The 24,926-nt window shown below is 66.1% G+C and carries 23 protein-coding genes; 10 read left to right on the top strand and 13 right to left on the bottom strand.

The window, feature by feature from the left end:
- Positions 1-57: 57 nt before the first annotated feature.
- The 3 genes from VEI45_RS16075 to VEI45_RS16085 all read left to right on the top strand — a co-directional run bounded on the left by VEI45_RS16075 (position 58) and on the right by VEI45_RS16085 (position 2,625).
- Positions 58-1,113 carry an APA family fibronectin-binding glycoprotein gene (locus VEI45_RS16075; protein ID WP_324854910.1) on the top strand — a complete coding sequence of 352 codons (1,056 nt, stop codon included), beginning with the start codon at positions 58-60 and terminating at the stop codon, positions 1,111-1,113.
- A gap of 136 nt (positions 1,114-1,249) precedes the next feature.
- Positions 1,250-1,558: a GlsB/YeaQ/YmgE family stress response membrane protein gene (locus VEI45_RS16080; protein ID WP_324854912.1), complete on the top strand. Its 309-nt coding sequence runs from the start codon at positions 1,250-1,252 to the stop codon at positions 1,556-1,558.
- 35 nt (positions 1,559-1,593) lie between these two features.
- A complete protein-coding gene (locus tag VEI45_RS16085) occupies positions 1,594-2,625 on the top strand; it encodes a zinc-binding alcohol dehydrogenase family protein (RefSeq protein ID WP_414687501.1) in 1,032 nt (343 codons plus the stop codon).
- A 5-nt stretch (positions 2,626-2,630) separates the two neighbouring features.
- Here the strand turns inward: VEI45_RS16085 and VEI45_RS16090 are convergent, their stop codons facing one another.
- The 3 genes from VEI45_RS16090 to VEI45_RS16100 form a co-directional block, all read right to left on the bottom strand.
- Positions 2,631-3,356, bottom strand: coding sequence for a CPBP family intramembrane glutamic endopeptidase (locus VEI45_RS16090; RefSeq protein WP_324854993.1), 726 nt, complete (start codon positions 3,354-3,356; stop codon positions 2,631-2,633).
- 71 nt (positions 3,357-3,427) lie between these two features.
- On the bottom strand, positions 3,428-4,114 hold the full coding sequence (locus tag VEI45_RS16095) for an MOSC domain-containing protein (RefSeq protein WP_324854916.1): 687 nt from the start codon (positions 4,112-4,114) through the stop codon (positions 3,428-3,430).
- 33 nt (positions 4,115-4,147) lie between these two features.
- Positions 4,148-6,535 (bottom strand): phosphoketolase family protein, encoded by a 2,388-nt coding sequence (locus VEI45_RS16100; protein ID WP_324854918.1) that lies wholly within the window; start codon positions 6,533-6,535, stop codon positions 4,148-4,150.
- A 92-nt stretch (positions 6,536-6,627) separates the two neighbouring features.
- On the opposite strand from VEI45_RS16100, the gene VEI45_RS16105 reads away from it, so the two are divergent.
- The 3 genes from VEI45_RS16105 to VEI45_RS16115 all read left to right on the top strand — a co-directional run bounded on the left by VEI45_RS16105 (position 6,628) and on the right by VEI45_RS16115 (position 12,753).
- A complete protein-coding gene (locus tag VEI45_RS16105) occupies positions 6,628-9,045 on the top strand; it encodes a CaiB/BaiF CoA transferase family protein (RefSeq protein WP_414687504.1) in 2,418 nt (805 codons plus the stop codon).
- 37 nt (positions 9,046-9,082) lie between these two features.
- A complete protein-coding gene (locus VEI45_RS16110; RefSeq protein WP_324854921.1) occupies positions 9,083-10,570 on the top strand; it encodes an acetyl-CoA acetyltransferase in 1,488 nt (495 codons plus the stop codon).
- Positions 10,571-10,659: 89 nt separating this feature from the next.
- Positions 10,660-12,753: an NAD-dependent epimerase/dehydratase family protein gene (locus VEI45_RS16115; protein WP_324854923.1), complete on the top strand. Its 2,094-nt coding sequence runs from the start codon at positions 10,660-10,662 to the stop codon at positions 12,751-12,753.
- Here VEI45_RS16115 and VEI45_RS16120 read toward each other — a convergent pair.
- From VEI45_RS16120 to VEI45_RS16140, 5 genes are all read right to left on the bottom strand, one after another.
- Positions 12,727-13,392, bottom strand: a complete 666-nt coding sequence (locus tag VEI45_RS16120; RefSeq protein ID WP_324854925.1) for an endonuclease — start codon at positions 13,390-13,392, stop codon at positions 12,727-12,729. The genes VEI45_RS16115 and VEI45_RS16120 overlap by 27 nt on opposite strands.
- 41 nt (positions 13,393-13,433) lie before the next feature.
- Positions 13,434-13,766 carry a TfoX/Sxy family protein gene (locus VEI45_RS16125; RefSeq protein WP_324854927.1) on the bottom strand — a complete coding sequence of 111 codons (333 nt, stop codon included), beginning with the start codon at positions 13,764-13,766 and terminating at the stop codon, positions 13,434-13,436.
- Between the two features lie 34 nt (positions 13,767-13,800).
- Entirely contained in the window at positions 13,801-14,190 is a 390-nt protein-coding gene (locus VEI45_RS16130; RefSeq protein WP_324854928.1) for a nitroreductase/quinone reductase family protein, read from the bottom strand.
- A gap of 289 nt (positions 14,191-14,479) precedes the next feature.
- Positions 14,480-16,801: an endopeptidase La gene (gene lon, locus VEI45_RS16135; RefSeq protein WP_324854930.1), complete on the bottom strand. Its 2,322-nt coding sequence runs from the start codon at positions 16,799-16,801 to the stop codon at positions 14,480-14,482.
- Positions 16,802-16,873: 72 nt separating this feature from the next.
- Entirely contained in the window at positions 16,874-17,422 is a 549-nt protein-coding gene (locus VEI45_RS16140) for a CGNR zinc finger domain-containing protein (protein ID WP_324854932.1), read from the bottom strand.
- 238 nt (positions 17,423-17,660) lie between these two features.
- On the opposite strand from VEI45_RS16140, the gene VEI45_RS16145 reads away from it, so the two are divergent.
- From VEI45_RS16145 to VEI45_RS16155, 3 genes are all read left to right on the top strand, one after another.
- Positions 17,661-18,311 (top strand): hypothetical protein, encoded by a 651-nt coding sequence (locus tag VEI45_RS16145; RefSeq protein ID WP_324854934.1) that lies wholly within the window; start codon positions 17,661-17,663, stop codon positions 18,309-18,311.
- Between the two features lie 179 nt (positions 18,312-18,490).
- Positions 18,491-19,768, top strand: coding sequence for an ATP-binding protein (locus VEI45_RS16150; RefSeq protein WP_324854937.1), 1,278 nt, complete (start codon positions 18,491-18,493; stop codon positions 19,766-19,768).
- Positions 19,769-19,822: 54 nt separating this feature from the next.
- Positions 19,823-20,272, top strand: a complete 450-nt coding sequence (locus VEI45_RS16155; protein ID WP_324854939.1) for a hypothetical protein — start codon at positions 19,823-19,825, stop codon at positions 20,270-20,272.
- Here the strand turns inward: VEI45_RS16155 and VEI45_RS16160 are convergent.
- Positions 20,244-21,506 (bottom strand): alpha-hydroxy acid oxidase, encoded by a 1,263-nt coding sequence (locus VEI45_RS16160; RefSeq protein WP_324854941.1) that lies wholly within the window; start codon positions 21,504-21,506, stop codon positions 20,244-20,246. The two genes, VEI45_RS16155 and VEI45_RS16160, sit on opposite strands and share 29 nt — an antisense overlap.
- Between VEI45_RS16160 and VEI45_RS16165 the strand changes: the two genes are divergently transcribed.
- Positions 21,507-21,938, top strand: coding sequence for a DUF1810 domain-containing protein (locus tag VEI45_RS16165; protein WP_324854943.1), 432 nt, complete (start codon positions 21,507-21,509; stop codon positions 21,936-21,938).
- A 13-nt stretch (positions 21,939-21,951) separates the two neighbouring features.
- On the opposite strand, the gene VEI45_RS16170 is transcribed toward VEI45_RS16165, so the two are convergent.
- From VEI45_RS16170 to VEI45_RS16185, 4 genes are read right to left on the bottom strand one after another with little or no spacing between them, the layout of a single operon-like run.
- On the bottom strand, positions 21,952-23,259 hold the full coding sequence (locus VEI45_RS16170) for an alpha-amylase family glycosyl hydrolase (protein ID WP_324854945.1): 1,308 nt from the start codon (positions 23,257-23,259) through the stop codon (positions 21,952-21,954).
- Positions 23,256-23,735: a nucleoside deaminase gene (locus VEI45_RS16175; protein WP_324854947.1), complete on the bottom strand. Its 480-nt coding sequence runs from the start codon at positions 23,733-23,735 to the stop codon at positions 23,256-23,258. The genes VEI45_RS16170 and VEI45_RS16175 overlap by 4 nt, the downstream gene beginning before the upstream one ends.
- 25 nt (positions 23,736-23,760) lie before the next feature.
- Positions 23,761-24,297, bottom strand: coding sequence for an alkyl hydroperoxide reductase (locus VEI45_RS16180; RefSeq protein WP_324854949.1), 537 nt, complete (start codon positions 24,295-24,297; stop codon positions 23,761-23,763).
- The gene (locus tag VEI45_RS16185) at positions 24,297-24,884 is read right to left on the bottom strand and encodes a peroxiredoxin (protein WP_324854951.1); all 588 of its coding nucleotides are present in this window, start codon (positions 24,882-24,884) and stop codon (positions 24,297-24,299) included. Before VEI45_RS16185 ends, VEI45_RS16180 begins: the two co-directional genes overlap by 1 nt.
- Between the last annotated feature and the right edge of the window lie 42 nt (positions 24,885-24,926).

The raw sequence follows: 24,926 nt of genomic DNA on the forward strand, positions 1-24,926 counted from the left end.
TATCGTAGTCAGCATTAGGAACTTGCCTCACGGCTGTAACACGGTAGGTTTTTGCTCATGGACGAGGTGGACGCACACTCGACACGGCCCACAATCCGCTGGACGAAGCTGGCGGTCGCGGCGATAAGCGGCGCCGGAGCCATCGCGCTCGCGTTGCCTGCGACGACAGCGAGCGCCGACCCGGTTGCCCCGCCTGGAACCACCACGCCGGCGCCCCCGCCGCCCAATGGTCCGGCAGATGCGGCACCCGGCCCGGCCGGGCCTCCCGCAGCACCTCCGCCCGCCGACCCGCTCGCGGCGCCGCCCGGAGCCGGCCCCAACGCACCCGCGCCGCCGGCGACCGACCCGAACGCACCCCAGCCTGGGCGCATCGACAACCCGGTCGGCGGATTCAGCTATGCCATTCCGGCCGGTTGGGTGGAGTCGGACGCCACCCACCTCGACTATGGCTCGGCATTGCTCAGCAAGGAGACCGGGCCGCCGGCTCCGGGCCAGCCACCACCGGTTGCCAACGACACTCGCATCGTGCTCGGCAAGTTGGACCAGAAGCTCTACGCCAGCGCTGAAGCCGACAACACGAAGGCCGCCACCCGGCTCGCGTCCGACATGGGCGAGTTCTTCATGCCGTACCCCGGCACCCGGATTAACCAGGCGACTGAGCCGCTGAGCGCCCCCGGCATGGCGGGAGGCGCATCGCATTACGAGGTCAAATTCAGCGACGCCACCAAGCCGAACGGCCAGATCTGGGCGGGAGTGATCGGTCCGTCGGGGCCGAATGCACCGCAGGGCTCGGCGAACCAGCGCTGGTTCGTGGTGTGGCTGGGCACCGCTAACGATCCGGTGGACGTCAACGGGGCGAAGGCGCTGGCCGAGTCAGTCCGCCCGCTGGCTCCAGCAGCTCCTGCTCCGGCAGCTCCTGCTCCGGGCGCTCCGGCTCCGGGCGCTCCGGCTCCGGCAGCTCCTGCTCCGGGCGCTCCGGCTCCAGCGCCGGCCCCGAACGCTCCAGCTCCAGCGCCACCGGCACCTGCGCCACCGGCAGCACCGGCACCGCCACCTGGACAGCCCACCGGCGGTAACGGCGGAGCGCCGGCTCCGGGCGCGGTATCGACCTGACCGCGCGGTAGTTCAGCGCACGCCTGGCCCAGTTAAGCCGAACGTGCCCGATTGACTACCCGACTCGTTACGCTGGCGTGGTACACCCAATGACAGTCCAGCAACGGGCTTGGCCAGCGACAGCAAGGAGTTCCGGATGGATGTCATGGCAGCTACGCAGTCCCTCGCATTGTCCACGCCGACCGCCGTCAGCTGGCTCGCCTACATCATCATCGGCGGTATCGCCGGCTGGGTAGCGAGCAAAATCGTTCGAGGCGGCGGCTCGGGCATTCTGCTGGACATCGTCGTCGGCGTAGTCGGCGGTTATGTCGGTGGAACGCTTCTGAGCTGGCTTGGCGTCGACGTCGAACATGGGCGTCGGTGGTTCACATTCTTCACCGCACTGCTCGGGGCCATTATTCTGCTCTTCATTCTGCGGCTAGTGCGAAGCGCAGCCAGACGCTAACCCGTTGGGGCCGTCGCGATTAACGGCATGCTGTAGTGATGACCCCAGCGACGACCACCACCACGATGAGTGCGTGGCGGGTGCGACGGCCCGGTCCGATGAACACTGATCCGCTGGAACGGGTCAGCACGCAGGTGCCCCGCCCCGAGCCGTCCGAGCTGCTGGTCGCCGTGCGGGCCTGCGGGGTGTGCCGCACCGACCTACACGTCACCGAGGGGGACCTCCCGGTGCACCGGGAAAATGTGACGCCCGGACACGAGGTGGTCGGGGAAGTTGTCGAGGTCGGCACCGCCGCCGGCGACGGGTTCAGCCTAGGTGACCGCGTCGGGATCGCCTGGCTGCGCCATACTTGCGGAGTCTGCAAGTACTGTCGGCGCGGCGACGAGAACCTGTGTCCGGAGTCCCGCTACACGGGTTGGGACGCCAACGGCGGGTACGCCGAATTCGCCACGGTTCCTGCGGCTTTCGCGCATCATCTGCCGAGCGGCTACAGCGACAGCGAGCTTGCGCCGCTGCTGTGCGCCGGAATCATCGGCTACCGGTCGCTGCTGCGCGCGGAGCTACCGCCGGGCGGCCGGCTGGGGCTGTACGGATTTGGTGGCAGCGCCCACATCACCGCGCAGGTCGCGCTAGCGCAGGGCGCCGAAGTGCACGTGATGACCCGCGGCGCCGCCGCTCGAGAGCTGGCGCTGGAACTGGGCGCCGCGTCGGCCCAAGGCGCCGCCGACCCGCCACCGGTGCGGCTCGACGCCGCGATCCTGTTCGCCCCCGTCGGTGATCTGGTGCTGCCCGCGCTGGAGGCGCTCGATCGCGGCGGCACCTTGGCGATCGCCGGAATCCACCTGACCGACATTCCGGTCCTCAACTACCAGCGCCACCTGTTCCAAGAACGCCAGCTGCGCTCGGTGACGTCGAACACCCGCGCCGACGCGCGGGCTTTCCTCGACTTTGCGGCCGAGCACCACATCGAGGTGACCACGCCGGAATACCCACTGAGTCAAGCTGATCGGGCGTTGTCGGATCTCAGCGCCGGTCGCATCGCCGGTGCCGCCGTGCTGCTGGTGTAAAACCCTCAGCTCGATAGGTGCCAGACCAGGGCGGCGGCCAGAGCCCCCAACCCGTTCAGTGACCAATGCAGGACGATCGGGGCGATCAGGCTGCCACTGCGTCGGCGCAGCCAGCTGAACACAAACCCAGCCACCGCAGTTGCGATTACCGCCGACGCCACGCCGGCCAGCATGCCCACGACCCCGCCGCCGAACAGCCGAGTGAACCCGACATTGCAGCTCGTCAGTCCGAACGACGTCGCGATATGCCAGAGACCGAACAGCAGCGAACCCGCCACCGCCACACCGCGGAATCCCCAGGCCCGGTTCAATGCAGCGTGCAGCACGCCACGGAAAGCCAGCTCCTCGGGGATCACGGTTTGCAACGGAATGATGATCATCGAGGCAACCAGTGCGCCCGAGAGCGTCGCGTAGTGGTTGTTCATGAACATCGGCCGGGTCAGCGGAAGCAGCACGCCGACCGCGATCACCGTCACCACCAACCCGATCGCGGCCAGTGCATACCCGGCACCGGATTTCCAGTGCTCTCGGCCCAGGCCGAGTTCGGCCCAGCCCAAACCGTTGAATCGCAGCAAGGCGACCAGCCCGACCGCGGCCGCCGGCACCGTCGCGACGCTCGCCCACGGGGTGGTGAAGTGCGCGATCAGGTTGGTCAGCACCAGCACCACGACGACGACGGCGACATCGACCTGGATCCGGAAGTGATGCAGCGCCGACAGCTGCGACACCATCGGATGGGTGTCGGCGGCAGCGGTCGCGTCAAGCATTCGGCCAGTCTACGTGCGGACCGCTGACGTCCCGCTTACCGCGACGCTGAACCGTTGTTCGATGCAACGCGGCGGCGCACGTAGTCCTTGAGCTCTGCCGAGAGTCCTTCTGCCACCAACAGCCGGGGAAGCAGCTCCGGTTCCGACATTCGGGCACGAAAGACCAGCCCGATGGTCACGTCGTGATCCGGCCGGTAGTCGATGGTGATCGTGTCGCCGGCGCGCACGGTTCCAGGCGACATCACCCGTAAGTAGGCGCCGGGTTTCCCCGCCTGGACGAAGGTTTTGATCCAGTGATTCAAATTCAGGAACGCCTGGAACGTCCGGCACGGCGTCCGGGGAGCAGAGACTTCCAGTACCAAGCCGTCGGTGCCGACGTGCCAGCGTTCGCCGATCCGCGCCGTAGTGACATCGACGCCCGACGTGGTCAGGTTCTCGCCAAAGTTTCCATTGGTCAGTTTGCGCTGGAGCTGGAACTCCCAGGCGTCGAGGTCTTCTCGCGCGTACACATAGACGGCCTGGTCGTCACCGCCGTGGACTTTCTGGTTGCCGATGGTGTCGCCGACCAGTCCACTGCCGACACCACCGTGCATTGGCCCGGGTGCGCGCACCATGACCGGCTCGGTGACCGCCACTTTGTCGATGCCGGTCACATTCGACACCGCGTGCGGATCGGGATTCGTTCGCACGTGAGCCACATTGACCGACAAAACAGTCGCCACCCGCACAGCGTAGCGCTGGGTTCCCGTCACTCACTACGTTCGTTCCGCTCGCTCGACTCCCCAGGTCCACCCGCTGATCTGCGGGTCGTCCTCGCCGTGTTCGCGGGTGTAACGGCGCGCGGCCAGCCGCGCATCGGCCATCTCCTGGCGGAGCACCGCGGCTCGGTCGGCCAGCCCGTCCACCCGGTCGATGACGTCCATGACCAGGTGGAAGCGGTCCAGGTCGTTGAGCATCACCATGTCGAACGGCGTCGTCGTGGTCCCGCGCTCCTTGAACCCGCGCACATGCATGTGATGGTGATTGGTGCGCCTGTAGGTCAGCCGGTGGATCAGCCAGGGGTAACCGTGGTAAGCGAAAATCACCGGCCTGTCGCTGGTGAACAACGCATCGAATTCCCTGTCGGGCAACCCATGTGGGTGCTCGGAGTCCGGCAGCAGGCGCATCAGGTCGACCACGTTGACCACCCGCACAGCCAGGTCGGGCAGTTCGCGGCGCAGGATGTCGGCGGCGGCCAACGTCTCCAGCGTCGGAATGTCGCCGGCGCAGGCCAACACCACGTCAGGTTCTGCCGTTGCGCTGCTCGCCCACGGCCAGATGCCCAGCCCGCGGGTGCAGTGCGCGATCGCGGACTCGATGTCGAGGTAGGCCAGCGCGGGCTGCTTCCCGGCGACGATCACATTGACGTAGTCGCGGCTGCGCAAGCAGTGGTCGGCCACCGACAGCAGGGTGTTGCCGTCCGGCGGCAGGTAGACCCGGACGATCTCGGCGCGCTTGTTGGCGACCAGGTCGATGAACCCCGGATCCTGATGCGATGCACCATTGTGGTCCTGGCGCCACACATGCGAGCTCAGCAGATAGTTCAACGAGGCGATCGGCTGCCGCCACGGCAGTTCACGGCTGGTGGACAACCATTTCGCGTGCTGGTTGAACATCGAGTCGACGATGTGCACGAACGCCTCGTAGCAGTTGAACAGCCCATGCCGTCCGGTCAGCAGATACCCTTCCAGCCAGCCTTGGCAGAGGTGCTCGGAGAGCACCTCCATCACCCGGCCGGTCGGTGACAGGTGGTCGTCATCGGGCATGGTCTCCGAAAGCCACACCTTGCCGGTCGACTCGTAGACCGCGTCCAAGCGGTTGGAGGCGGTCTCGTCGGGGCCCATCAGCCGGAACCGGTCGCGGTTGCGGGCGATCACATCGCGCAGGAGCGTACCCAGCACCCGGGTGGCCTCGTGGGTCGTCGTCGCCGGCTGCGACACCGCCACCGCGTAGTCACGAAAGTCGGGCAAGTCCAGGTCATGCAGCAGCAGGCCGCCGTTGGCGTGCGGGTTGGCGCTCATCCGGCGATCGCCGCCCGGCGCCAGCGCGCGTAGCTCGGCGCGCAGCCTGCCGTTGTCGTCGAACAACTCCGCGGGCTGGTAACTAAGCAACCACTTCTGGAGCTGTGCGCGGTGGGCCGGGTTATCCCGGGTCTCGGGGAGGGGGACCTGATGGGCTCGCCAGGTGCCCTCCACCTGCTTGCCGTCCACTACTTGGGGTCCGGTCCAACCCTTGGGGGTGCGCAGCACGATCATCGGCCACACCGGCCGTTCGGTGCTCGCACCGCTGCGGGCATCCAGCTGAATGGCGGCTATGTCATCGAAGGCCTCGTCGAGCGCGGCGGCGAGTTGCTGGTGCACGTCGGTGGGATCGTCTCCGGCAACGGTGATGGGTCGGTAGCCGTAGCCACGCAGCAGCGACTCCAGCTCGTCGTGTGGGATGCGGGCCAGCACGGTCGGGTTGGCGATCTTGTAGCCGTTGAGATGAAGGATCGGCAGCACCGCGCCGTCGCAAACCGGGTTGAGGAACTTATTGGAGTGCCAGCTGGCGGCCAGCGGCCCGGTTTCGGCCTCGCCGTCGCCGACGACACATGCGACCACCAGGTCCGGATTGTCGAACGCCGCGCCGTAGGCGTGCACCAGGGCGTATCCGAGCTCGCCACCCTCGTGGATGGAACCCGGCGTCTGGGCCGCCACGTGGCTGGGGATTCCGCCAGGAAACGAGAACTGCCGGAACAGCTTTCGCAATCCGTCGGTGTCTTCTTCGATGCCGGTGTACACCTCGCTGTAGGTGCCCTCCAGGTAGGCGTTGGCGACCAGCCCTGGACCGCCGTGACCAGGTCCGGTGATAAAGATGACGTTGGCATCGCGGTTGCGGATGATCCGGTTCAGGTGTGCATAGATCAGATTCAGCCCCGGGGTGGTGCCCCAGTGCCCCAGCAACCGCGGCTTGACGTGCTCGGGCGCCAGCGGCTTGCGCAGCAGTGGATTGTCCAGCAGATAGATCTGGCCGACGGACAGGTAGTTGGCCGCGCGCCAGTAGGCGTGGATACCGGCAAGTTCGTCGTCGGACAGCTTCGCACGCGTGACGGTTTGTGAGCTCATCCGCCCGATTCTCCGCAAGTTTGGTGAACAACGCACGACGGCGCGGTAGGCGGGCGGGGGATAAAGCGCCCACTACGCTGGCCGACGTGGACGTGCTCGACGGCGGAGGGCTCCTGGCGTCGCTGCGGGTGCTCGATCTGTCCAGCGACGACGGCGACGCGGTCGGCCGACTGCTCGCGGACCTGGGCGCCGATGTGCTCAAGGTGGAGCCGCCTGGCGGCAGCCCGTCGCGCACCCGGCCGCCGACGCTGCACGGCACCAGCCTGCGGTTCGCGCTGCATAACGCCAACAAACGCAGCACGGTGCTGGACCCGTCCGACCCGGATGCCCGAACCCGATTGGTCGAGCTGGCCGGTAGCGCCGACATCATCGTCGACAGTGGGAATCCCGGTCAGGTCGCCGCCTACGGAACCTCGTGCGCCGACTTGGCCGATCGGTACCCGCAGCTGGTCGCATTGTCGATCACCGACTTCGGCGAAGGCGGACCTCGGTCGTCGTGGCAGGCGACCGATCCGGTGCTCTATGCGCTCTCGGGTTCGCTGGCCCGGTCGGGTCCCACCACCGGGACACCCGTGCTACCACCGGACGGTATCGCGTCGGCCACCGCGACCGTCCAGGCCGCGTGGGCCGCGCTTGTCGCGTACTATAATCGATTGCGTTGCGGCACAGGGGATTACATGGACTTTGCCCGGTTCGACGCTGTCGTGATGGCGCTCGACCCGGCGTTCGGGGCACACGGGCAGGCCGCCGCCGGCATACGCCGACCCAATCGGTGGCGCGGACGCCCGAAAAACCAGGACGCCTACCCGATCTACCCGTGTAAAGACGGCTACGTACGACTCTGTGTGATGTCCCCGCGACAGTGGCGCGGGTTACGGCGCTGGCTAGGGGAGCCCGAGGAGTTCCAAGATCCCGGATACGACGTGCTTGCTGGGCGTTTCGCCGCCTGGCCGCAGATCGGCGTGCTGGTCAAGCAGTTGTTCGCCGATCAGACCATGCAGGCACTGGTATCCGCCGGGCAGGCGCACGGCGTTCCGATTGCGGCCGTGCTGTCGCCGGCGCAGATCTTGGCGTCGGATCATTTTCAGTCGGTGGGCGCCATTGTCGATGCCGAACTCGTGCCCGGCGTGCGCGCATGCGTTCCCGTCGGATATTTCGCTGTCGACGGGCAGCACACCGGTTTTCGCGCACCCACGCCGCCCGCCGGCCACGACGAAGCCCGGTGGCTCACCGGCCCGGCAGCCACTCCGGCACGGGGGAAGAATGGCCTTCCGTTCGACGGACTGCGGATTATCGACCTCGGCATCATCGTCGCCGGTGGCGAACTCAGCCGCCTATACGGTGATCTGGGCGCCGAGGTCATCAAGGTCGAAAGTGCAGCCTATCCCGACGGATTGCGACAGGCTCGGGTCGGCGAGGCCATGAGTGAGTCATTCGCCTGGACGCATCGCAACAACCTGGCGTTTGGCGTGGATCTGCGCAGCGCCGAGGGCAAACAGATCTTCAGCCGTCTGGTCACCGACGCCGACGCGGTGTTCGCCAACTTCAAGCCGGGAACCCTTGCTGTCCTGGACTTTCCATACGAGACCCTGCGTGCCCTCAACCGCCGGGTGGTGCTCGCGGAAAGCAGTGCCTTCGGCGACAACGGGCCCTGGAGCGACCGGATGGGCTACGGACCGCTGGTGCGCGCCACCGCGGGCGTCAGCCAGCTCTGGACCGACCACGAAGTTCAAGGCGCTCAACGGGATCGGCTGACCGATGGCTCCCGGCACCGGTTCTACGACGCGACCACCGTCTTCCCCGATCATGTGGTCGGGCGGATCACCGCGATCGGTGCGCTGGCCGCGCTGATCCACCGCGATCGAACCGGCGAGGGAAGCCGAGTTCATGTCTCCCAAACCGAGGCCGTCGTCAACCAACTCGACGCTCGGTATGTCACCGACGCCCTAAGGGCGGCAGGTCACACCGATTTGCGCGACGACACCAGCGTGCACGATGTATATCCGTGCGCAGGCGACGACGAGTGGTGTGCCATCTCGATCCGCACTGATACTGACTGGCGCTCGGCGACAGCGGTTTTCGGTTTTCCCAAGCTGGCCGTTGATGAGCGATTCGCGACCGGCGAGGCGCGGGTTGCGCACCGACAGGAGTTGCTCACGCAGGTTTCGGCCTGGACTCGTACCCGAACACCGTTGCAGGTCACCGAAGCTTTGCAATCGGCAGGCGTTCCCGCGGGCCAGATGAACCGTCCGCCCGATATCCTCGACGACCCGCAATTACACGCGCGAAAACTGTTCAGCGACATGATGCATCCGCTGTTCGATCATCCGCTGCCGGCCGAGACCGGCCCGGCGCCGTTTCACCACATTCCGACGGCGCCACAACGTCCGGCGCCGTTGGCCGGCCAGGACACCCGCGAAATCTGTCACAAGGTTCTCGGCATGAGCAGCGAGGAAACCGAGCGGTTGATCAACGACGGCGTGCTGTTTGCCTCCACCGACACCGCCTAGCATTCCTCTCGGCACACATCGCGGAAGGTCTCCACCAATGCCCCTCACCCCCAGGACACCGGTGCTGGTCGGCTATGGCCAGCTCAACCATCATGAGGACCCGGGCGCGGAAGCCAACGCGAAAGAACCCGTGGACCTGATGGCCGAGGCCGCGCGCCAAGCCGCCGACGGTCGGGTGCTCGAGGCCGTCGACTCCATCCTCGTGGTCAACCTGTTGTCGGCACGCTATCGCGACCCCGGGCTGCTGCTCGGCCAGCGCATCGGAGCCGACCGTCCGACCACCCGCTACAGCGGCGTCGGCGGCAACGTGCCGCAGTCGCTGGTCAACCGGGCCTGCCTGGACATCCAGCACGGACGCGCGGACGTGGTGTTAGTGGCCGGTGCGGAAATGTGGCGCACCCGGATGCAGTTGCGCTCCAAGGGCAAACGACTTACCTGGACCGATCAGGACGAATCGGTCCCTCTTGCCCAGGGCAGTGACGAAAACGTACCGATGGCGGGGCCGGCCGAGGACCGCATTGGGCTGGACCGCCCCGCTTACATCTACCCGATGTTCGAGCAGGCGCTGCGCATCAGCGCGGGGGAGTCGATCGAGGATCACCGCAAGCGTGTCGGCGAGCTATGGGCGCGCTTCAATGCCGTGGCGGTGCACAACACAAACGCCTGGATCCGCAAACCCGTTACAGCAGAGGAGATTTGCCAGGATGGTCCGACGAACCGGATGATCAGCTGGCCGTACACGAAGTTGATGAACTCCAACAACATGGTCGACCAGGCTGCGGCGCTGATCCTGACGTCGGTCGAGACCGCGACTCGACTGTGTATCCCCACCGAACGCTGGGTCTATCCGTATGCAGGCACCAATGCCCACGACACCTACGCCATCAGTGAGCGGGCCGAACTTCACCGCTCGCCTGCCATCCGGATCGCCGGTGCGCGCGCGCTGACACTGGCCGGTCTGGGCATCGACGACGTGGACTACGTCGACCTGTACTCCTGTTTCCCGTCCGCTGTGCAGGTCGCGGCGGCCGAACTCGGGCTGCCGGTTGACAATCCGGCCCGGCCGCTGACCGTGACCGGAGGGCTGACGTTCGCCGGCGGTCCGTGGAGCAATTACGTGTCGCACTCGATCGCGACGATGGCCGAACTGCTGACGGCTAACCCGGGGCGGCGTGGCTTGATCACCGCCAATGGCGGCTACCTGACCAAGCACAGCTTTGGTGTCTACGGCACCGAACCGCCGTCGGCTGAGTTTCGTTGGGAGGACACGCAAGCCGCAGTGGACCAAGAGCCCATTCGAGACGCGGCGGTGGAATGGGAGGGTGTCGGGACGGTCGAATCCTGGACGACGCCGTTTGACCGGGGTGGTCAGCCGGAGAAGACGTTCCTCGCGGTTCGGACCCCCGACGACCGCCGCACCCTGGCTTTGATACCCGATCCCGCGGCAGCCGCGGCGACGGTGCATGACGACATCGCTGGCGCCGAAGTTGCGATCCGCGCAGACGGCACCGCCGCCCTCACGTAACCATCGCGGGTTAGCTGAAAGTTGCCTGTGAGCCGGTCGGCGCGCTTATTGTCGTTTTGTCAGCTGAACACCGTTGGAGGTGGTCGGGCGTGCGGATCCTGCTCACCGGGGTCACCGGAGTGCTGGGGCGTGCCGTCGCCCGTCAGCTACTCGTCGCCGGATATGCGGTCAGCGGCATCGCAGCTCACTCGCACGAAAACCTGGATCCCGACGTCGACTTTGTTTGCGGGCCGCTCGGCGACCCGTTTCTGCAGCAGCTGGCCGACGACTCCGATGTGGTCCTCCACCTCGCTCCGATCGAGCCCACCGCGCCCGGCAGCGCCGGAATAAACGGACTCGTGCAGGTCGCCCACGCGGCGGCCCGTGGGGGTGCCCGGCTGATCTACGTGTCTCAGTCGGCCGGCCAGCCCAAGCTGTACCGGCAGGCAGAGACGCTGGTGTCGACGGGCTGGGCGCCGAGCCTGATCGTCCGCGTGGCGCCGCCGGTGGGCCGCCAGCTTGATTGGATGATCTGCCGCACTGTGGGGAGCTTGCGGCACAGCAAGGATTCGACCAACCCGTTGCGGGTACTGCATTTCGATGACCTGGTCCGATTCCTGGTGCTCGCAGTGGCGACCAACCGCACCGGGCTGGTCGACCTCGCGACCCCGGACAGCATCGAGGTGGCCACGGCGCGCCGGCTGCTGGGCTCCGGCGAGCAGCGCCCGCGCTTCTCCCGCCTGCCAACCTGGCCCCAACTGATTTCCGATCTGGGTGTCTCTGCGGAGCAGGAGGCTTGGCAATTCGAGTTCGGTTGGTGCGCAACCGACGCCGTCGCCGACACCGCGCGCGGATTGGCCGGCCGCAGACTTGACGGCAGGGGCGCCGTCGACCTGCCCGGCCATCTGCCGATACCGCTGGAGGTCGCGCCGCGAACCGAGCCGTCAGACGGCACCCGGTTACTGTCTGTGGCGCCGGAGGGGCTGGAGGGCGAGTTCGACGACCGCATCGACCCCCGCTTCCCGGTATTCAGCGCCGTGCCCCTGGCCGCGACGCTGCCCGGCCCGTTGACGCCGATGACGCTCGACGTCCAACTCGCCGGTTTGCGCGCCGCCAACCGGGTGATCAGCCAGGTGCTGGCTCTAGGCAACGTGGTTGCGGGCGAATGGGGGAGCCGGGCTATCGCGGTTTTCGGTCACCGTCCCTACGTTGGCGTTTCGGCCAGCGTGATCGCCGCAGGCCAATTGCCCGGCTGGGACGGGCGCAACGTCGTGCAACAGTTGCTGGGCGGCGTACCCGTTGGCGGGCTTTTGCCGCAGGGGCGCCCACCGCAGACCGGCGGGCTGCTCGGATCGGCCGCCAAGGCCGTTGTCGTCAAGCGGGCGTTGGCGTTGTTGCGGCATCTGAGGGTCGACACCCAGGCCTACGTCATGGCGGCGATGGCCGAGCACCTCGATGCGGCGCAACTGAATTCATTGTCGGACGCGGACCTTCAAGTGCGGACTCGATTGCTGCGGGACCGGATCCACCAGGGCTGGGGTCTCACAGGGCTGTGGCTGATCGACATGGGCGTCACCGCAGCGACGGTGGAGCGTGCCGGCCTACACACCACCGTCTCAGGCGTGGCCATGTTGGTGGAAAGCGACGTTGTCGACGCCGAGACTTCCTCGCTGGCGGCGCTGATCCGAAGCGATCCGCATTTGTGCGCGCTGGCTCTCGACGCAGACCTGGACGGCATCAGCGTTCTGTCGCGCACTACCGCCGCCGCCTTCACCGCTGCCGCCACCCGGATCGCGCATCGCGGTCCGGGGGAAATCGAACTAGCCAACTTGGTGTTCGGTGATGATCCGGCCATCCTGCTGGTTGCTGCCGGGCGGGCCGCGACCGCAGTGCCCCGGCCGATGCCGTCCGACGGGTCGGCGGCGAAACTTGCCGAGCGGATGGCGGCCGGCGCTCGAGCTTCTCGGGAACTGGCCTACGACACGACGATGCGGTTCACCCATGAACTGCGAACGACTTTGCGAGAGCTGGGATCCCGGTTAGCCGCGGCGGAGGTCATCGACGTTGCAGGCGAGGTCTTCTACCTCACCTGCGACGAAGTAGTCAGCATGCCCGCCGATGCCCGGCTGCGAATCAAACGCCGGCGCGCCGAGCGGGAACGGCTGCAGGGCCTGCACCTACCCGACGTCATCACAGCTGGCTGACGAGCCGCGCTCAATCTGCTGGCGCACGTCGTCATCGAGTGACGCTCGTACCAACGCGGCGGCTAGACGGGCGTTGGCACCCGGGGCGAGGGCACCAAGCTTCGTCGGGTCGGTAGGCAACCCCAGTGCTTCGGCGGCACGGGTGGCACGTTTGTCGAAGTACGGTCGCACCCAAGTCCAGACATCTTGGACTTCGCGCAAGTAAATGTCGGCACCGGTGTCACCGATTCCCTTGAATTGCTTGAGCATTCGCTTGACGGCGTCGATATCGCCGTCACTGCGCCGGGCTATTTCGCGTAGATCACCGGAGTACTCGTCCACAACCCGCTGAGCGATCTCGGTGAGCCGGGTAGCCGAACTCTCGTCGTAACGCACATAGTGGGCTCGGCCGAAAGCGTCGATCATGGTGCGCCGACCGGAATCCAGGACGGTCTTCGGCGTCCGCAGGCCATCGCTGAACAGTTCATGCCCGGCACGCATGGCGATCGCCGCGTCGATCGGCTTGCTGGCCAGCATGCACAACACCAGCAGCTGAAACAGCGGCATTGGCTTGTCGCTGATCCGGACGCCCGCCTCAGCCGCATAGGTGGTACCCGCGACTTTCAGCAGTCGTCGCACCACTTGCTTAGGCTCGTCCATAACGCTTCGCGTACCCGTCGTGGCAGGTCACCAACCGCGCTCTACTTTGGCGACAGGCTGCGCACATGCTTCACCCCGCGGTTCACCCAGCCGTGAAGCTGGCGTTTGGTTTTCAATCCGTCCGACTCGACCCGCAACCAGCCCCTGGCCTCGCGGCCGGCCATCACCATCGGGCTGACGTGCGCACGGTCGAGCAGCTTGTCGGTTTCGTCCGGCGGGACTCGCACCAACAAGCCGCCCTGGCCGCTGGCGGCGACGGCCATATGCCCGTTGATCAGGAAGGCGAGGCCGCCGAACATCCGTTTCTCGTCGACGCCACGCTCGGGCGCCAGCAGTTCGCGGATTCGCTCAACCAACTCCGTGTCGTAGGCCACGGCACAACGGTAGCCCTAGGACCGACTTGCGGCCTCAGTCCAGATCCACCCGGATAGTCAGCAAGTCACTGCCGACGAGGCGCACCACGGTGCTGTTGAATCCGGGCAGACTGCGCAGTCTCTCCGTCGCGTCGTCGTCGGGCAGCAGGTGAGCGGTTCCGCTGCGCCACCGGCCGTGGATGCGCAACCGCACCGCGGGATTGGCCTTGATGTTGCGCACGTAGTGGGAATGCTCGCCGTGCTCGGAGACCATCCAGAACTGCTTGCCGATCACTCGGCCGCCGATGGCGGTGCGCCGCGGCTGCCCCGACTTTCGGCCGACGGTTTCCAGCATGGTCAGCGGTAACCGTCGGCCCACCGGATTGACCACCAGTCGTTGGGCGGTGTGGACGATGCGCCGTTTGAGCGGTTGCGAATCGGTCATTCAACGATTGTCCACCATGCGGCCCAACCTTCGGACGGCGACATCCATTCGCCGTGGCGACGAAAGGCCCTTCGGTCTCGAGACTTCGGTTTCTAGCTTGCGGGGCGTGGTGGAAGGCGCGACGCCTGGCCGGGCCGAAAAAAGCGCCGACGCCTCCACCGACCTCGCAGCCGACATCGCGGAAGCTAACCATCTCATCAACGAAGCCGGCCGTCTCATTGGTGCATTGCGGAATCGATTCCCGCATCGCACCGTGATGAGTCGGCTTCGCTGATGCCGCCGACAAGGGTCAGGCCGCCACCGCGGCGTTGTGCGCCGCGGGTTCCAGTGCCTGGGCAACGATTTCGGCGACGTCGGTCATCGGTTTGACGTCCAACGCCTCGAGCACCTCGGCGGGCACATCGTCCAGGTCCGGCTCGTTGCGCTGTGGGATGAACACCGTCGACAGCCCGGCCCGTTGCGCGGCCAGCAGCTTCTGCTTGACGCCGCCGATCGGTAGCACCCGGCCGTTCAACGTGACCTCGCCGGTCATCCCGACATCGGCGCGAACCTGCCGTCCGGTGGCCATCGACACCAGCGCGGTCACCATCGTGACACCCGCGGACGGACCGTCCTTCGGGACGGCGCCGGCGGGCACGTGCACATGGATCCGCCGATCAAGCGTCGACGGATCGACACCCAATTCCGCTGCGTGCGAACGCACGTAGGACAGCGCGATCTGCGCGGACTCCTTCATCACGTCACCGAGTTGACCGGTCAGCTGCAGGCCCGGCTCACCCTCGTTGGCGCCGGCCTCGATGTAGAGCACATCACCGCCCAGCCCGGTGACGGCCAAGCCGGTGGCCACGCCGGGCACGGCGGTACGCTCGGCCGACTCGGGCGTAAACCGCGGCCGGCCAAGGTAACCCACCAGATCGGCCTCGTCGATGGTCATCGACCCGCTATCCTCGGCCAGCTTGGTCGTCACCTTGCGCAGTGCCTTGGCCAGCAGCCGCTCGAACTGCCGCACGCCCGGTTCACGGGTGTAGTCGGCGGCGATCTTGCGCAGGGCGGCGTCGGTCACGATGACCTCGTCGTCGCCCAGTGCGGCCCGTTCCCGCTGCCGGGGCAGTAGGTAGTCGCGGGCAATGGCGACCTTGTCGTCTTCCGTGTAACCATCGATCTGCACCAGTTCCATGCGGTCCAACAGCGCCGACGGGATGTTCTCGATCACGTTGGCCGTAGCCAGGAACACCACATCGGAGAGGTCCAGGTCCAGATCCAGGTAGTGGTCGCGGAAGGTGTGGTTCTGCGCGGGGTCGAGCACCTCGAGCAGCGCCGCGCTCGGGTCGCCGCGGTAGTCGGAACCGACCTTGTCGATTTCGTCCAGCAGCACAACGGGATTCATTGATCCGGCCTCGCCGATCGCTCGCACGACCCGGCCGGGCAGCGCGCCCACGTAGGTGCGCCGGTGTCCGCGGATCTCGGCCTCGTCGCGCACACCGCCCAGGGCGACGCGCACGAACTTGCGGCCCAATGCCCTGGCCACGCTTTCACCCAGCGATGTCTTGCCAACGCCGGGCGGGCCGGCCAGCACCATCACCGCGCCAGAGCCGCGGCCGCCGACGACCTGCAACCCACGCTGCGCGCGGCGAGTCCGCACGGCCAGGTACTCGACGATGCGGTCCTTGACGTCGTCCAGCCCGTGGTGGTCGGCGTCCAAAATTTCGCGCGCCGCCACCAGGTCCGTCGAATCCTCAGTTTTGACGTTCCAGGGCAGGTCGAGCACGGTGTCCAGCCAGGTGCGGATCCAGCCGCCTTCGGGACTTTGCTCGCTGGAGCGTTCCAGCTTGCCAACTTCACGCAGCGCAGCCTCGCGAACCTTCTCCGGCAGCTCAGCCGCTTCGATTCGCGAGCGGTAGTCATCGGATCCATCCGGTCCGCCCTCGCCGAGTTCCTTACGGATCGCGGCCAACTGCTGGCGCAGCAGGAACTCCTTTTGCTGCTTCTCCATGCCTTCGCGGACGTCCTCGGCGATCTTGTCGTTGACCTCGACCTCGGCCAAGTGGTCGCCGGTCCAATCGATCAACACCCGCAGTCGCTCGGCGACATCTTCGGTCTCCAGCAGCTGGCGCTTCTGCACGTCGCTCAGATACGACGCATAACCCGCCATATCGGCCAGGGCCGACGGGTCGGTCAGCCGGTTGACGACGTCGACCAGCTCCCACGCCTCGCGGCGTTGCAGCATCGCCAGCAGCAGCTTCTTGTATTCGGCAGCCAGCGCACGAGTCGCGTCGTTGGGTTCGGGCTCGGTGACCTCGGTCACCTCAACCCACAAAGCTGCGCCCGGCCCGCTCGCTCCGACACCGATCTGGGCCCGTCGCTCGCCGCGCACAACGGCGGCGGTGCCACCACCCGCGATTCGGCCGACCTGCAAAATTGTCGCCAGCACGCCGTAGGACGGGTAACGATCGTCAAGCCGGGGCGCGATCAGAAGCTTGCCCGATTCACTGGCGCGGGCAGCGTCGACCGCCGTGCGCGCAGCGTCGTCCAGCGCGATCGGCACGACCATTCCGGGCAACACAATCGGATCGCTGATAAACAACACCGGCACTGATTTGGCTTCAGCCATCAATCCTCCAAAGTTAAGCCTGTCGCGCTCAACCTTGTCGGTGCCGAGTTTGTTCCCGACGGGGTCCAGGCGCTAACCCGACGAGGCGCGCTGGCGGGCACGGAACGCTTGGACTTTCGCCCGATTGCCGCAAGCGCCCATCCCGCACCACTGCCGGTTCTTGGCTCGCGACGCATCCAGATACAGGCAGGTGCAGTCCGGGTGCGCACAATGCTTGACGTTCTCGATATCGGTTCCGGCCAGCAGATCGAGCAGATCCGCGGCCAGGCTCGCAAGCAGTTGCGATGTGGTGCCTTCGCGACGGGTAGCGCCGGTTCGCAGCAGTCGTGGCGTGAGCTGAGGTTGGGAGGCTAGCTCGTTAAGCAGGTCGACGTCGGCGTGCTGAGGCCGGCGGCCCTCGAGTCGGGCGGTAACGGTCCGGTAGATCGCTTCCCGCAGCTCGATCGCGGTCGCCACATCATCGTCGGTGACACCGACGGCGGCATCCAACAGCCCGGCCTGAACCGCCCAGTCCGACAGCAGTTCCGGCTCGGTCAGCAGCTCCTCGCGTGAGCTGTGCCGGTGCTTCACGGTGCCGACGAAGTCGAGGCATCGCCGGCCACTCCAATAGACGAACGTCACAAGTAACCACCTTGACAGGTTTCATCCGCGCGTGCAAGTTGTAACTATATAGACCGGTTACGCGGAGACGGGCCGGAATGAACGAGAAGAGCCGCTGAGCCGTCTAAGCGAGTAACCAGCCGGTCTATCTGGCAGTGAAAGGCGAAAGGACCCAACCGAAATTGACCTCTACCGCATGACCCACCCGCTGAGGTTGGCCAAAGGATCGCACCGGCCGGGTTCCGGCAAAGGATGCGCGATGAATGTGATTTCCTACATCAACGGCGACGCCCGGGTCACCGACTTTCCTACCGGCTCGGCCCGCCCGCTGAGCCTGCTCGTCCAGTCCAGCAACGATTTGCTGGCCGGCCCCGATGGCTACCTGTCACCCGAACACAGTGTGGTCGTCCTGGACCTTGCCTGGCAGACCGTGGGAACCGCCGACGTTCCCGACACCGTCGTGCACGCCTGGGTCGCCGAACTGCTGACCAATCCCGTCTGGGGGGTACTTCGGTACGCCAAGATCACCGCGCACAAAGCGATTCTCGACATTGCCGAGCTGCACCGCGCCGCCGCGTCGGGTGACATGCCAGCCGTCGCCGACTGGGATGCCGCTGGCCGGGCCGCCCGCGCGGTGGCCGCCACTCTCAGCGGCGCCGGAATGCGCGCCGCCCAGGCCGCATCCGAGTCGACCACGTTCGTCGACAACGACCTGCTGATGGCGCTGGACAATGTGGTCGTTCACGCGCAGAACGCGTACGCGCTGGCGTCCGGGGACGCTTCGACGGCAAGCCGGATCGCCGAGCTCACCGGCCACGCGATCGACTCGTGGCGGCGGCTGGCCGGACTGGAGGAGGCGCGCGAGGTCACCCCGGCACCGCCGGCCCGAGAGCTGCAGCTCGCGGGTTGACTCGTGACGACGTCATCGCCGCGACCAACGCGACCCTGCGGCCCAATCACCACCCAGGCGGTCGAATCACCCGCCGTTACACCCGAATGGGTGGTTTCCGCCGTCGGCGATTCCTGCACCGTGTGTGCCCTGCTGTAAAAGGCTTGCCCGCTATCGCCACACCCACAAGGAGGTAAACAATGCCCCCGTGGCGGCTCCGTGACTTCCACGATGACGACCTCGACCAGGCGATCTCCCTTTGGGATCAAAGCCGCCAGCCCGCCGAGCCGCCGCCGGCCTTTGCGATCTCCGAGGTGGTGTCGGCCGCCAGGTCAGGGCAGCCCGCAGTAGTCGCAGTGGTCGGGGACGAGTTGGTCGGCGTCGCCGTGGCTCATTTCCAGGGCGAACGAGCTTGGATCTCGATCATCGCCCTCAATAGCCGATGGCGGAACCGGGGTATCGGCAGCGCCCTGCTCACCGAGCTGGAAGCCCGGCTGCACGCGTTAGGAGTGCGACGGATCGGCGCGCTGCTCTCGGCCGACGCCACGGGTACGACGGCACTGCGCAACTCCGGCTACCACGAGCACAACGGGCTGTCGTTTTTCGAAAAGGTCGACCATGTCGGCGCATCGGACGCGGGCCTGTTGGCTGAGCTGGGCGCGCAATCCATGCCCCGCGGCCTGTGGCAGGCGATGGCCGGGATGGAGTCGGAGAAGCAGATTGTCGAGCGCAGGATGGTGCTGCCGCTGACCGAACCGCACGCCGCCGAGCAATACGGCGTCTCGCCCCCGAAGGCGGTGATCTTGTTCGGTCCGCCGGGCACCGGCAAAACCAGCTTCGCCAAGGCTGTCGCCGGTCGGCTCGGCTGGCCGTTCGTCGAACTTTTCCCGTCCCGGTTAGCCGCCCCCGACGTGGCCATGGCGAGTGCCTTGCGGGAAGCGTTCGCCACACTCATGGAGCTGGAATCGGTAGTGGTCTTCATTGACGAGGTTGAAGAGATAGCCGGCTCGCGCTCCGGGATACCGTCCGACCCGGCGCATGGCGCCACCAACGAACTACTCAAGTTGATCCCGGTGTTTCGCCAGCGCGACGAGCGGCTATTGATCTGCGCGACGAACTCGGTGCGGTCGCTGGATTCGGCGTTCTTGCGGCCCGGTCGATTCGACTACATCATTCCGATCGGACCGCCGGATGCCACTGCGCGGGCAGCTATTTGGACCCGCTACCTGGAGTCGGCCGCCGATTCCGTTGACGTCGATGCGCTAGTCGCCGCCACCGAGATGTTCACCCCGGCCGACATCGAGTTCGCGGCCCGCAAGGGCGCTCAGTTGGGGTTTGAGCGCGAGATCGAGTTCCGCCGTGGCGAGCCGGCCTGCACCAAGGATTACCTGACCGCGGTCCACGAGACGCGGCCTTCGTTGACCGAGGCGATGCTCGACGAGTTTTCCGACGACATTGCGCAGCGGACCCGATTGTGACCGTCGGGCAGCTGCCGTTCCGTCAGAGCGCACGATCGGCGTAGTCTCCGCCTCATGGCGACCGATCGCGAGGCGCTGCGGGGGCAAGTCATCGCGTACACCTGCAGTCAAAACTGCATGGGCGTCCGCGGAAACTCCGGCGGGTGCTGCACGCTCGACGATCGCGACTTCATCCCGGGGCCCGTCCACGATGCAGATGTCTTCCTGGAAAACCTCGGGCGTCGACTCGGCCGCGAGGTGTCCCGTGACGAGGCATTCATCGACTTCGAGGAGGGACGGGCCCTCTTCCCGGAGCGCCCGACGTGGCAGGAACCCGCTAACTACCCAGCGTTGCGCGTCCGGCCGGACGTGCAGTGGATTCCGTGCCGGTTCTTCGAGCCGACGACGGGTGCGTGCACCGTGTACGACATTCGTCCCGCGATGTGCAGGAATTACCTCTGCGACCACCTCAAGGACGTCATTTCCCTGCTCAACCTCAACGAGGAGACGGCTCCACCGGAATGAGCCGGCGTAATTGCGTCACATGCTTGGGGGAGAGCTCCTCGAGGCAGTTGACACCGAGCAGCCGCATGGTGCGGGTCAACTGTCCGGACAGGATCTCGATGACGCGATCGACCCCCGCTTGGCCGCCGGCCATCAACCCATACAGGTAGGCCCGGCCGATCAGCGTACAGCGCGCTCCCAGGGCGATCGCGGCGACGATGTCGGCGCCGGACATGATGCCGGTATCCAGCAAGATCTCGGTGTCCTTGCCGAGTTCGCGCGCCACCCCGGGCAGCAGCTGAAACGGCACGGGAGCCCGATCGAGTTGGCGACCACCATGATTGGACAACACGATGCCGTCGACGCCGCGGTCGACCACAGCCCGCGCGTCGTCGAGAGTCTGGATGCCCTTGACCACGAGCTTGCCCGGCCACTGCGCTTTGATCCACGTCAAGTCATCGAAGGTGAGGCTGGGGTCGAACATGGTGTCGAGGTATTGGCCGACGGTGCCCGACCACCGATCCAGTGACGCGAAGGCCAGCGGCTCAGTGGTCAACAGGTCGAACCACCAGCGCGGGCGCGGCACGGCGTTGAGCACGGTGCGCAGCGTCAAGGCCGGCGGAATCGACATCCCGTTGCGTACGTCGCGCAGCCGCGCACCGGCAACCGGGACGTCGACGGTGGCCAGCAGGGTGTCGAACCCGGCGTCGGCGGCCCGTCGCACCAACGCCATAGAACGGTCCCGATCACGCCACATGTACAGCTGAAACCACTTGCGGCCCTCCGCCGCAGCCGCCGCCACCTCTTCCATCGAGGCGGTGCCCAGAGTAGACAGCGAGAACGGGATCCCGGCCGCCGCTGCCGCCCGGGCGCCGGCGATCTCGCCCTCGGTGTGCATCAACCGGGTAAAGCCCGTCGGCGCGATCGCGAACGGTTGCGCCACCAGTTGGCCCAGAACCTCCCAACCGGTCCGGACATCGCTGACGTCGCGCAGGATCGTGGGGTGAAACTCGATGTCGCGAAAGGCTTGTCGCGCGCGTTCCAGGGAGATCTCTTCCTCGGCCGCGCCGTCGGTGTAATCGAATGCCGCCCTCGGCGTCCGCCGCTTGGCGATGCGCCGCAGATCATGGATGGTCTGCGCGTCGTCGAGCCGGCGTTGGACGCGGTCGAACCGGGGCTTGCGAAACCGGATCAGCGGCGCGAGGTCACGCACCTTCGGCATCCGCCGTTTGACCACTGTGCAACCGTAGGTCATATGGAATCCGCAAGCGACCCCTTCGATCTGCAGCGTTTCGTTGACGCGCAGGCGCGGGTTTACGACGACGTCCTCGACGAGTTGCGCGTCGGCCGCAAACGCAGCCATTGGATCTGGTTTATCTTCCCGCAGGTAGCTGGGCTGGGCAGCAGCCCGACGGCGGCCAGGTACGCGATCTCCTCGCTCGACGAAGCCCGGGCCTATCTTCGGCACGAACTGCTAGGACCGCGGTTGCGCGAATGCACGCAGTTGGTCAACGCCGTGCAAGGCCGCTCGGTCGGCGAGATCTTCGGCTATCCGGACGACCTGAAAGTTCGCTCGTCGATGACGTTGTTTGCCCACGCGACAGCGGACAACCACGGTTTCGTGCACCTGCTCGAGCGGTACTACGACGGCGAGGAGGACCCGCTGACCCTGGAGCGGCTGCGCTGACCGGGCGGCATGCTCACAGTGGCCGCAGGATTCGCCAGCCGTGTGGCTCGATCGACACCGTGTCGACAACATCGTCCGGCGGCATGCCACTCCCGGCGATGGCATGTGCCCGCCCCACGCCCAGCTCGCCCAACACGACCTGGAGTGGGGCGTCGTCGACGTTGAGCGCCACGATCAGCGCCTGGTCGCCGTTTCGGGACTGGTACACGTATTGCCGGTTATCCAATCGCAACGCGGTCGCCGAGGCGGCATACAACCAGGAGTGGCGTCGGCGCAGCCCCACGAGGTATTGGTGCAAGCGCCATACTTCGGCCTGACGCACATCTAGTTGCGCTGGGGGAGAGCCGAATTCGGGACGCACCGCGTCGTCGCCGCCGAATCGCTCTTCCTTAATTCCGTGGTAGCCGAACTCGTCGCCGGCGTAGATGCTGGGAATGCCACCCACCGTCATCAGGATCACCAGTGCGTGAGCGAGGTGTTCAGGACGCTGAAGTTGGCTGGCGATGCGGGTGACGTCGTGATTGCCGATGAAGGTCAGTGGAGGAAAGCTTTCGACGAAAACGTTGTGGCGCCGCATTGCCCAGTCCAGCTCATAGAAGTTCCCGTCGTTGAGGCTGCTCCAAATCGCCTTCCACAGTTCATACTGAGTGACGGAGTCGAAACCGGCTTCGCGAACCACCGCAGCGTAGTCACCGTGGATCAGCTCTCCGACGAACCACGCTTCCGGTTGGAGCCGACGAACTTTCGGCAAAACCTCAGCCCAAAATTGTTGTGGCACAGCGTAAGCAGCGTCCAGCCGCCAGCCGTCAGCACCTCGTCGCAACCAGTGCGCCATGACGTCGGCGGTGTAGTCGGCGACCTCGGCGTTGTCGTGGTTCAGCGTGAGCAGACCACCATGTCCTTCGAAGGTGTGAAAGTTCCCCGGGTGCCCGCGAAACCAGCGTGCTGCTGCATCGTCGTGCGCCGCTTCGCGATAACGGAGGAAGTCGACACCGACGTGGTTGAACACGCCGTCGAGAAGCACCCGCAAGCCCCGCTGATGCGCCTCGGTGACAAGATAGTCGAAATCGTCGTCGTCGCCGAGCCGAGGATCGATGCGGTAATGGTCGGTGGTGTCGTAACCGTGTGTGCGCGAGGCGAAGATCGGCCCCAGCGCGATCCCAGACGCACCGAGCTGGATGGCGTGATCGAACCAGGCGGCGATGCGTCGCAGCCGGTGTTCACCTGGATCGGGAGGTACAGCCGCCGGGAAAGCACCGACGAACCCCATGGGGTAGACCTGCCACCAGATCACGTGCCGTACCCAGGGCGGCACCGTCACCGCCGATACCTGGCTTCGTAGAGGGATTTCATCTCCGCCTCGAGTTCGGGCGCTGGGCCATCGGCCACCGCTCGGGGGGCGACCGCGGTGACCGGCAGCATGGCCACCGGCGGTGTGGGCGCATGCCACTCGGTCAGCCATTGCGTCAACTGAGCGCACGATGTGGCGTAGACGATGCGCCCGAGACCCGCCCACGCGTGCGCGGCCGCACACATCGGACACTGCTCACATGACGTGTAGACGGTGGCCCGAATGCGATGGACCGGAGCCAAATTCGCTACCGCCCACCGGACGATCCCCATCTCCGCGTGTAATGTCTGGTCGTCCTCGGTGATTCGATTGTGATCCTCATAGACGGTCCGGCCTTTGGCGTTGACCAGGATCGCGCCGAATGGTCCGTGCCCGTTGTCAAGAGCGGTTCGGGCGAGTTCGACACAGCGACGCAAACGCTCCAGATCGACTTGGCTCACGCCCACAGACCCGAAGTCTACGGGTCGCCCGCTAGCCGGCAGCAGCCAATGTTTGGGCCGTGCTGATTGCCTGCGCGACGCCGGACACGATGGCGGCCACCTTCAACGCCTCGAGGATGGCTTCCCGGTCGACGCCGGCATCGCGCAGAGTGTGCTCGTGAGCAACCACGCAGTGCGAACACCCGTTGATCGACGACACCGCAAACGACCACAGCTCGAAATTCGCCTTGTCCACGCCCGGGTTGCCAATGATGTTCATCCGTAGCCCAGGGCGCAGGTCGTCGTACTTGCCGTCAAGGAAGCCGCGGCCGCGGTAGAACACGTTGTTCATGCCCATGATCGACGCGGCGCCCAACGCCGCCTGATAGGCCTCGGCCGACAGGTAATCAGCCGCCTCGGCGCCAATCTCGGCCAGCACCTGGGTATTCCGCGTCGCCGCTGCACTGGCCAGTAGGGTGCCCCACAGCTGCTCGGAGTTGAGCACAGTGCTGCGGCTGATCGAGCCAAGGGTGAGCTTGAGGTCCTTGGCGTATTCGGGCAGTGCGTCTTTCAGATTCTCGACACTCATCAGGCTGACTTCCTCAACTCTTCCCCGGCGTCGATGGTGGGGTCGCCCTTGCGCCAGTTGCAGGCGCACAGCTCATCGGACTGCAAGGCATCGAGCACTCGCAACACCTCGTCGACGTTACGGCCCACCGAACCGGCAGTCACCGAAACGAATTGGATCTCGTTGTTGGGGTCGACGATGAACGTGACCCGGTCGGCCACACCCTCGTAGTTGAGCGCCCCGGTGGCTTCGACCAGTTCGCGCTTGATGTCCGAAAGCATCGGGAACGGCAGCTTCTTCAGGTCCTCGTGCTGGGCGCGCCACTGGAAGTGGACGAATTCGCTGTCCACCGAAACGCCGAGAACCTGGGTTTCGCGATCCTCGAACTCGTCGTTGAGCTTGCCGAACGCGGCGATCTCGGTCGGGCACACGAAGGTGAAGTCCTTCGGCCAGAAGAACACCACGCGCCACTTGCCCTCGTAGTCGTCGCTGGAGATGGTCGTGAAGTAGTCGCCGGGCTGCTGGGCGTCGACCTTAGACAGGTCGCCCCCGATCAACGCGGTCAGCCGGTAGGCGGGGAACTGGTCACCAATGGTCAGCAGTGCCATGTCACTCCTTTTCGAGAAGATTGGATCTAGTCAAGTTTTCTG

It is taken from the genome of Mycobacterium sp. (assembly GCF_035623875.1).
Taxonomy (GTDB): domain Bacteria; phylum Actinomycetota; class Actinomycetes; order Mycobacteriales; family Mycobacteriaceae; genus Mycobacterium.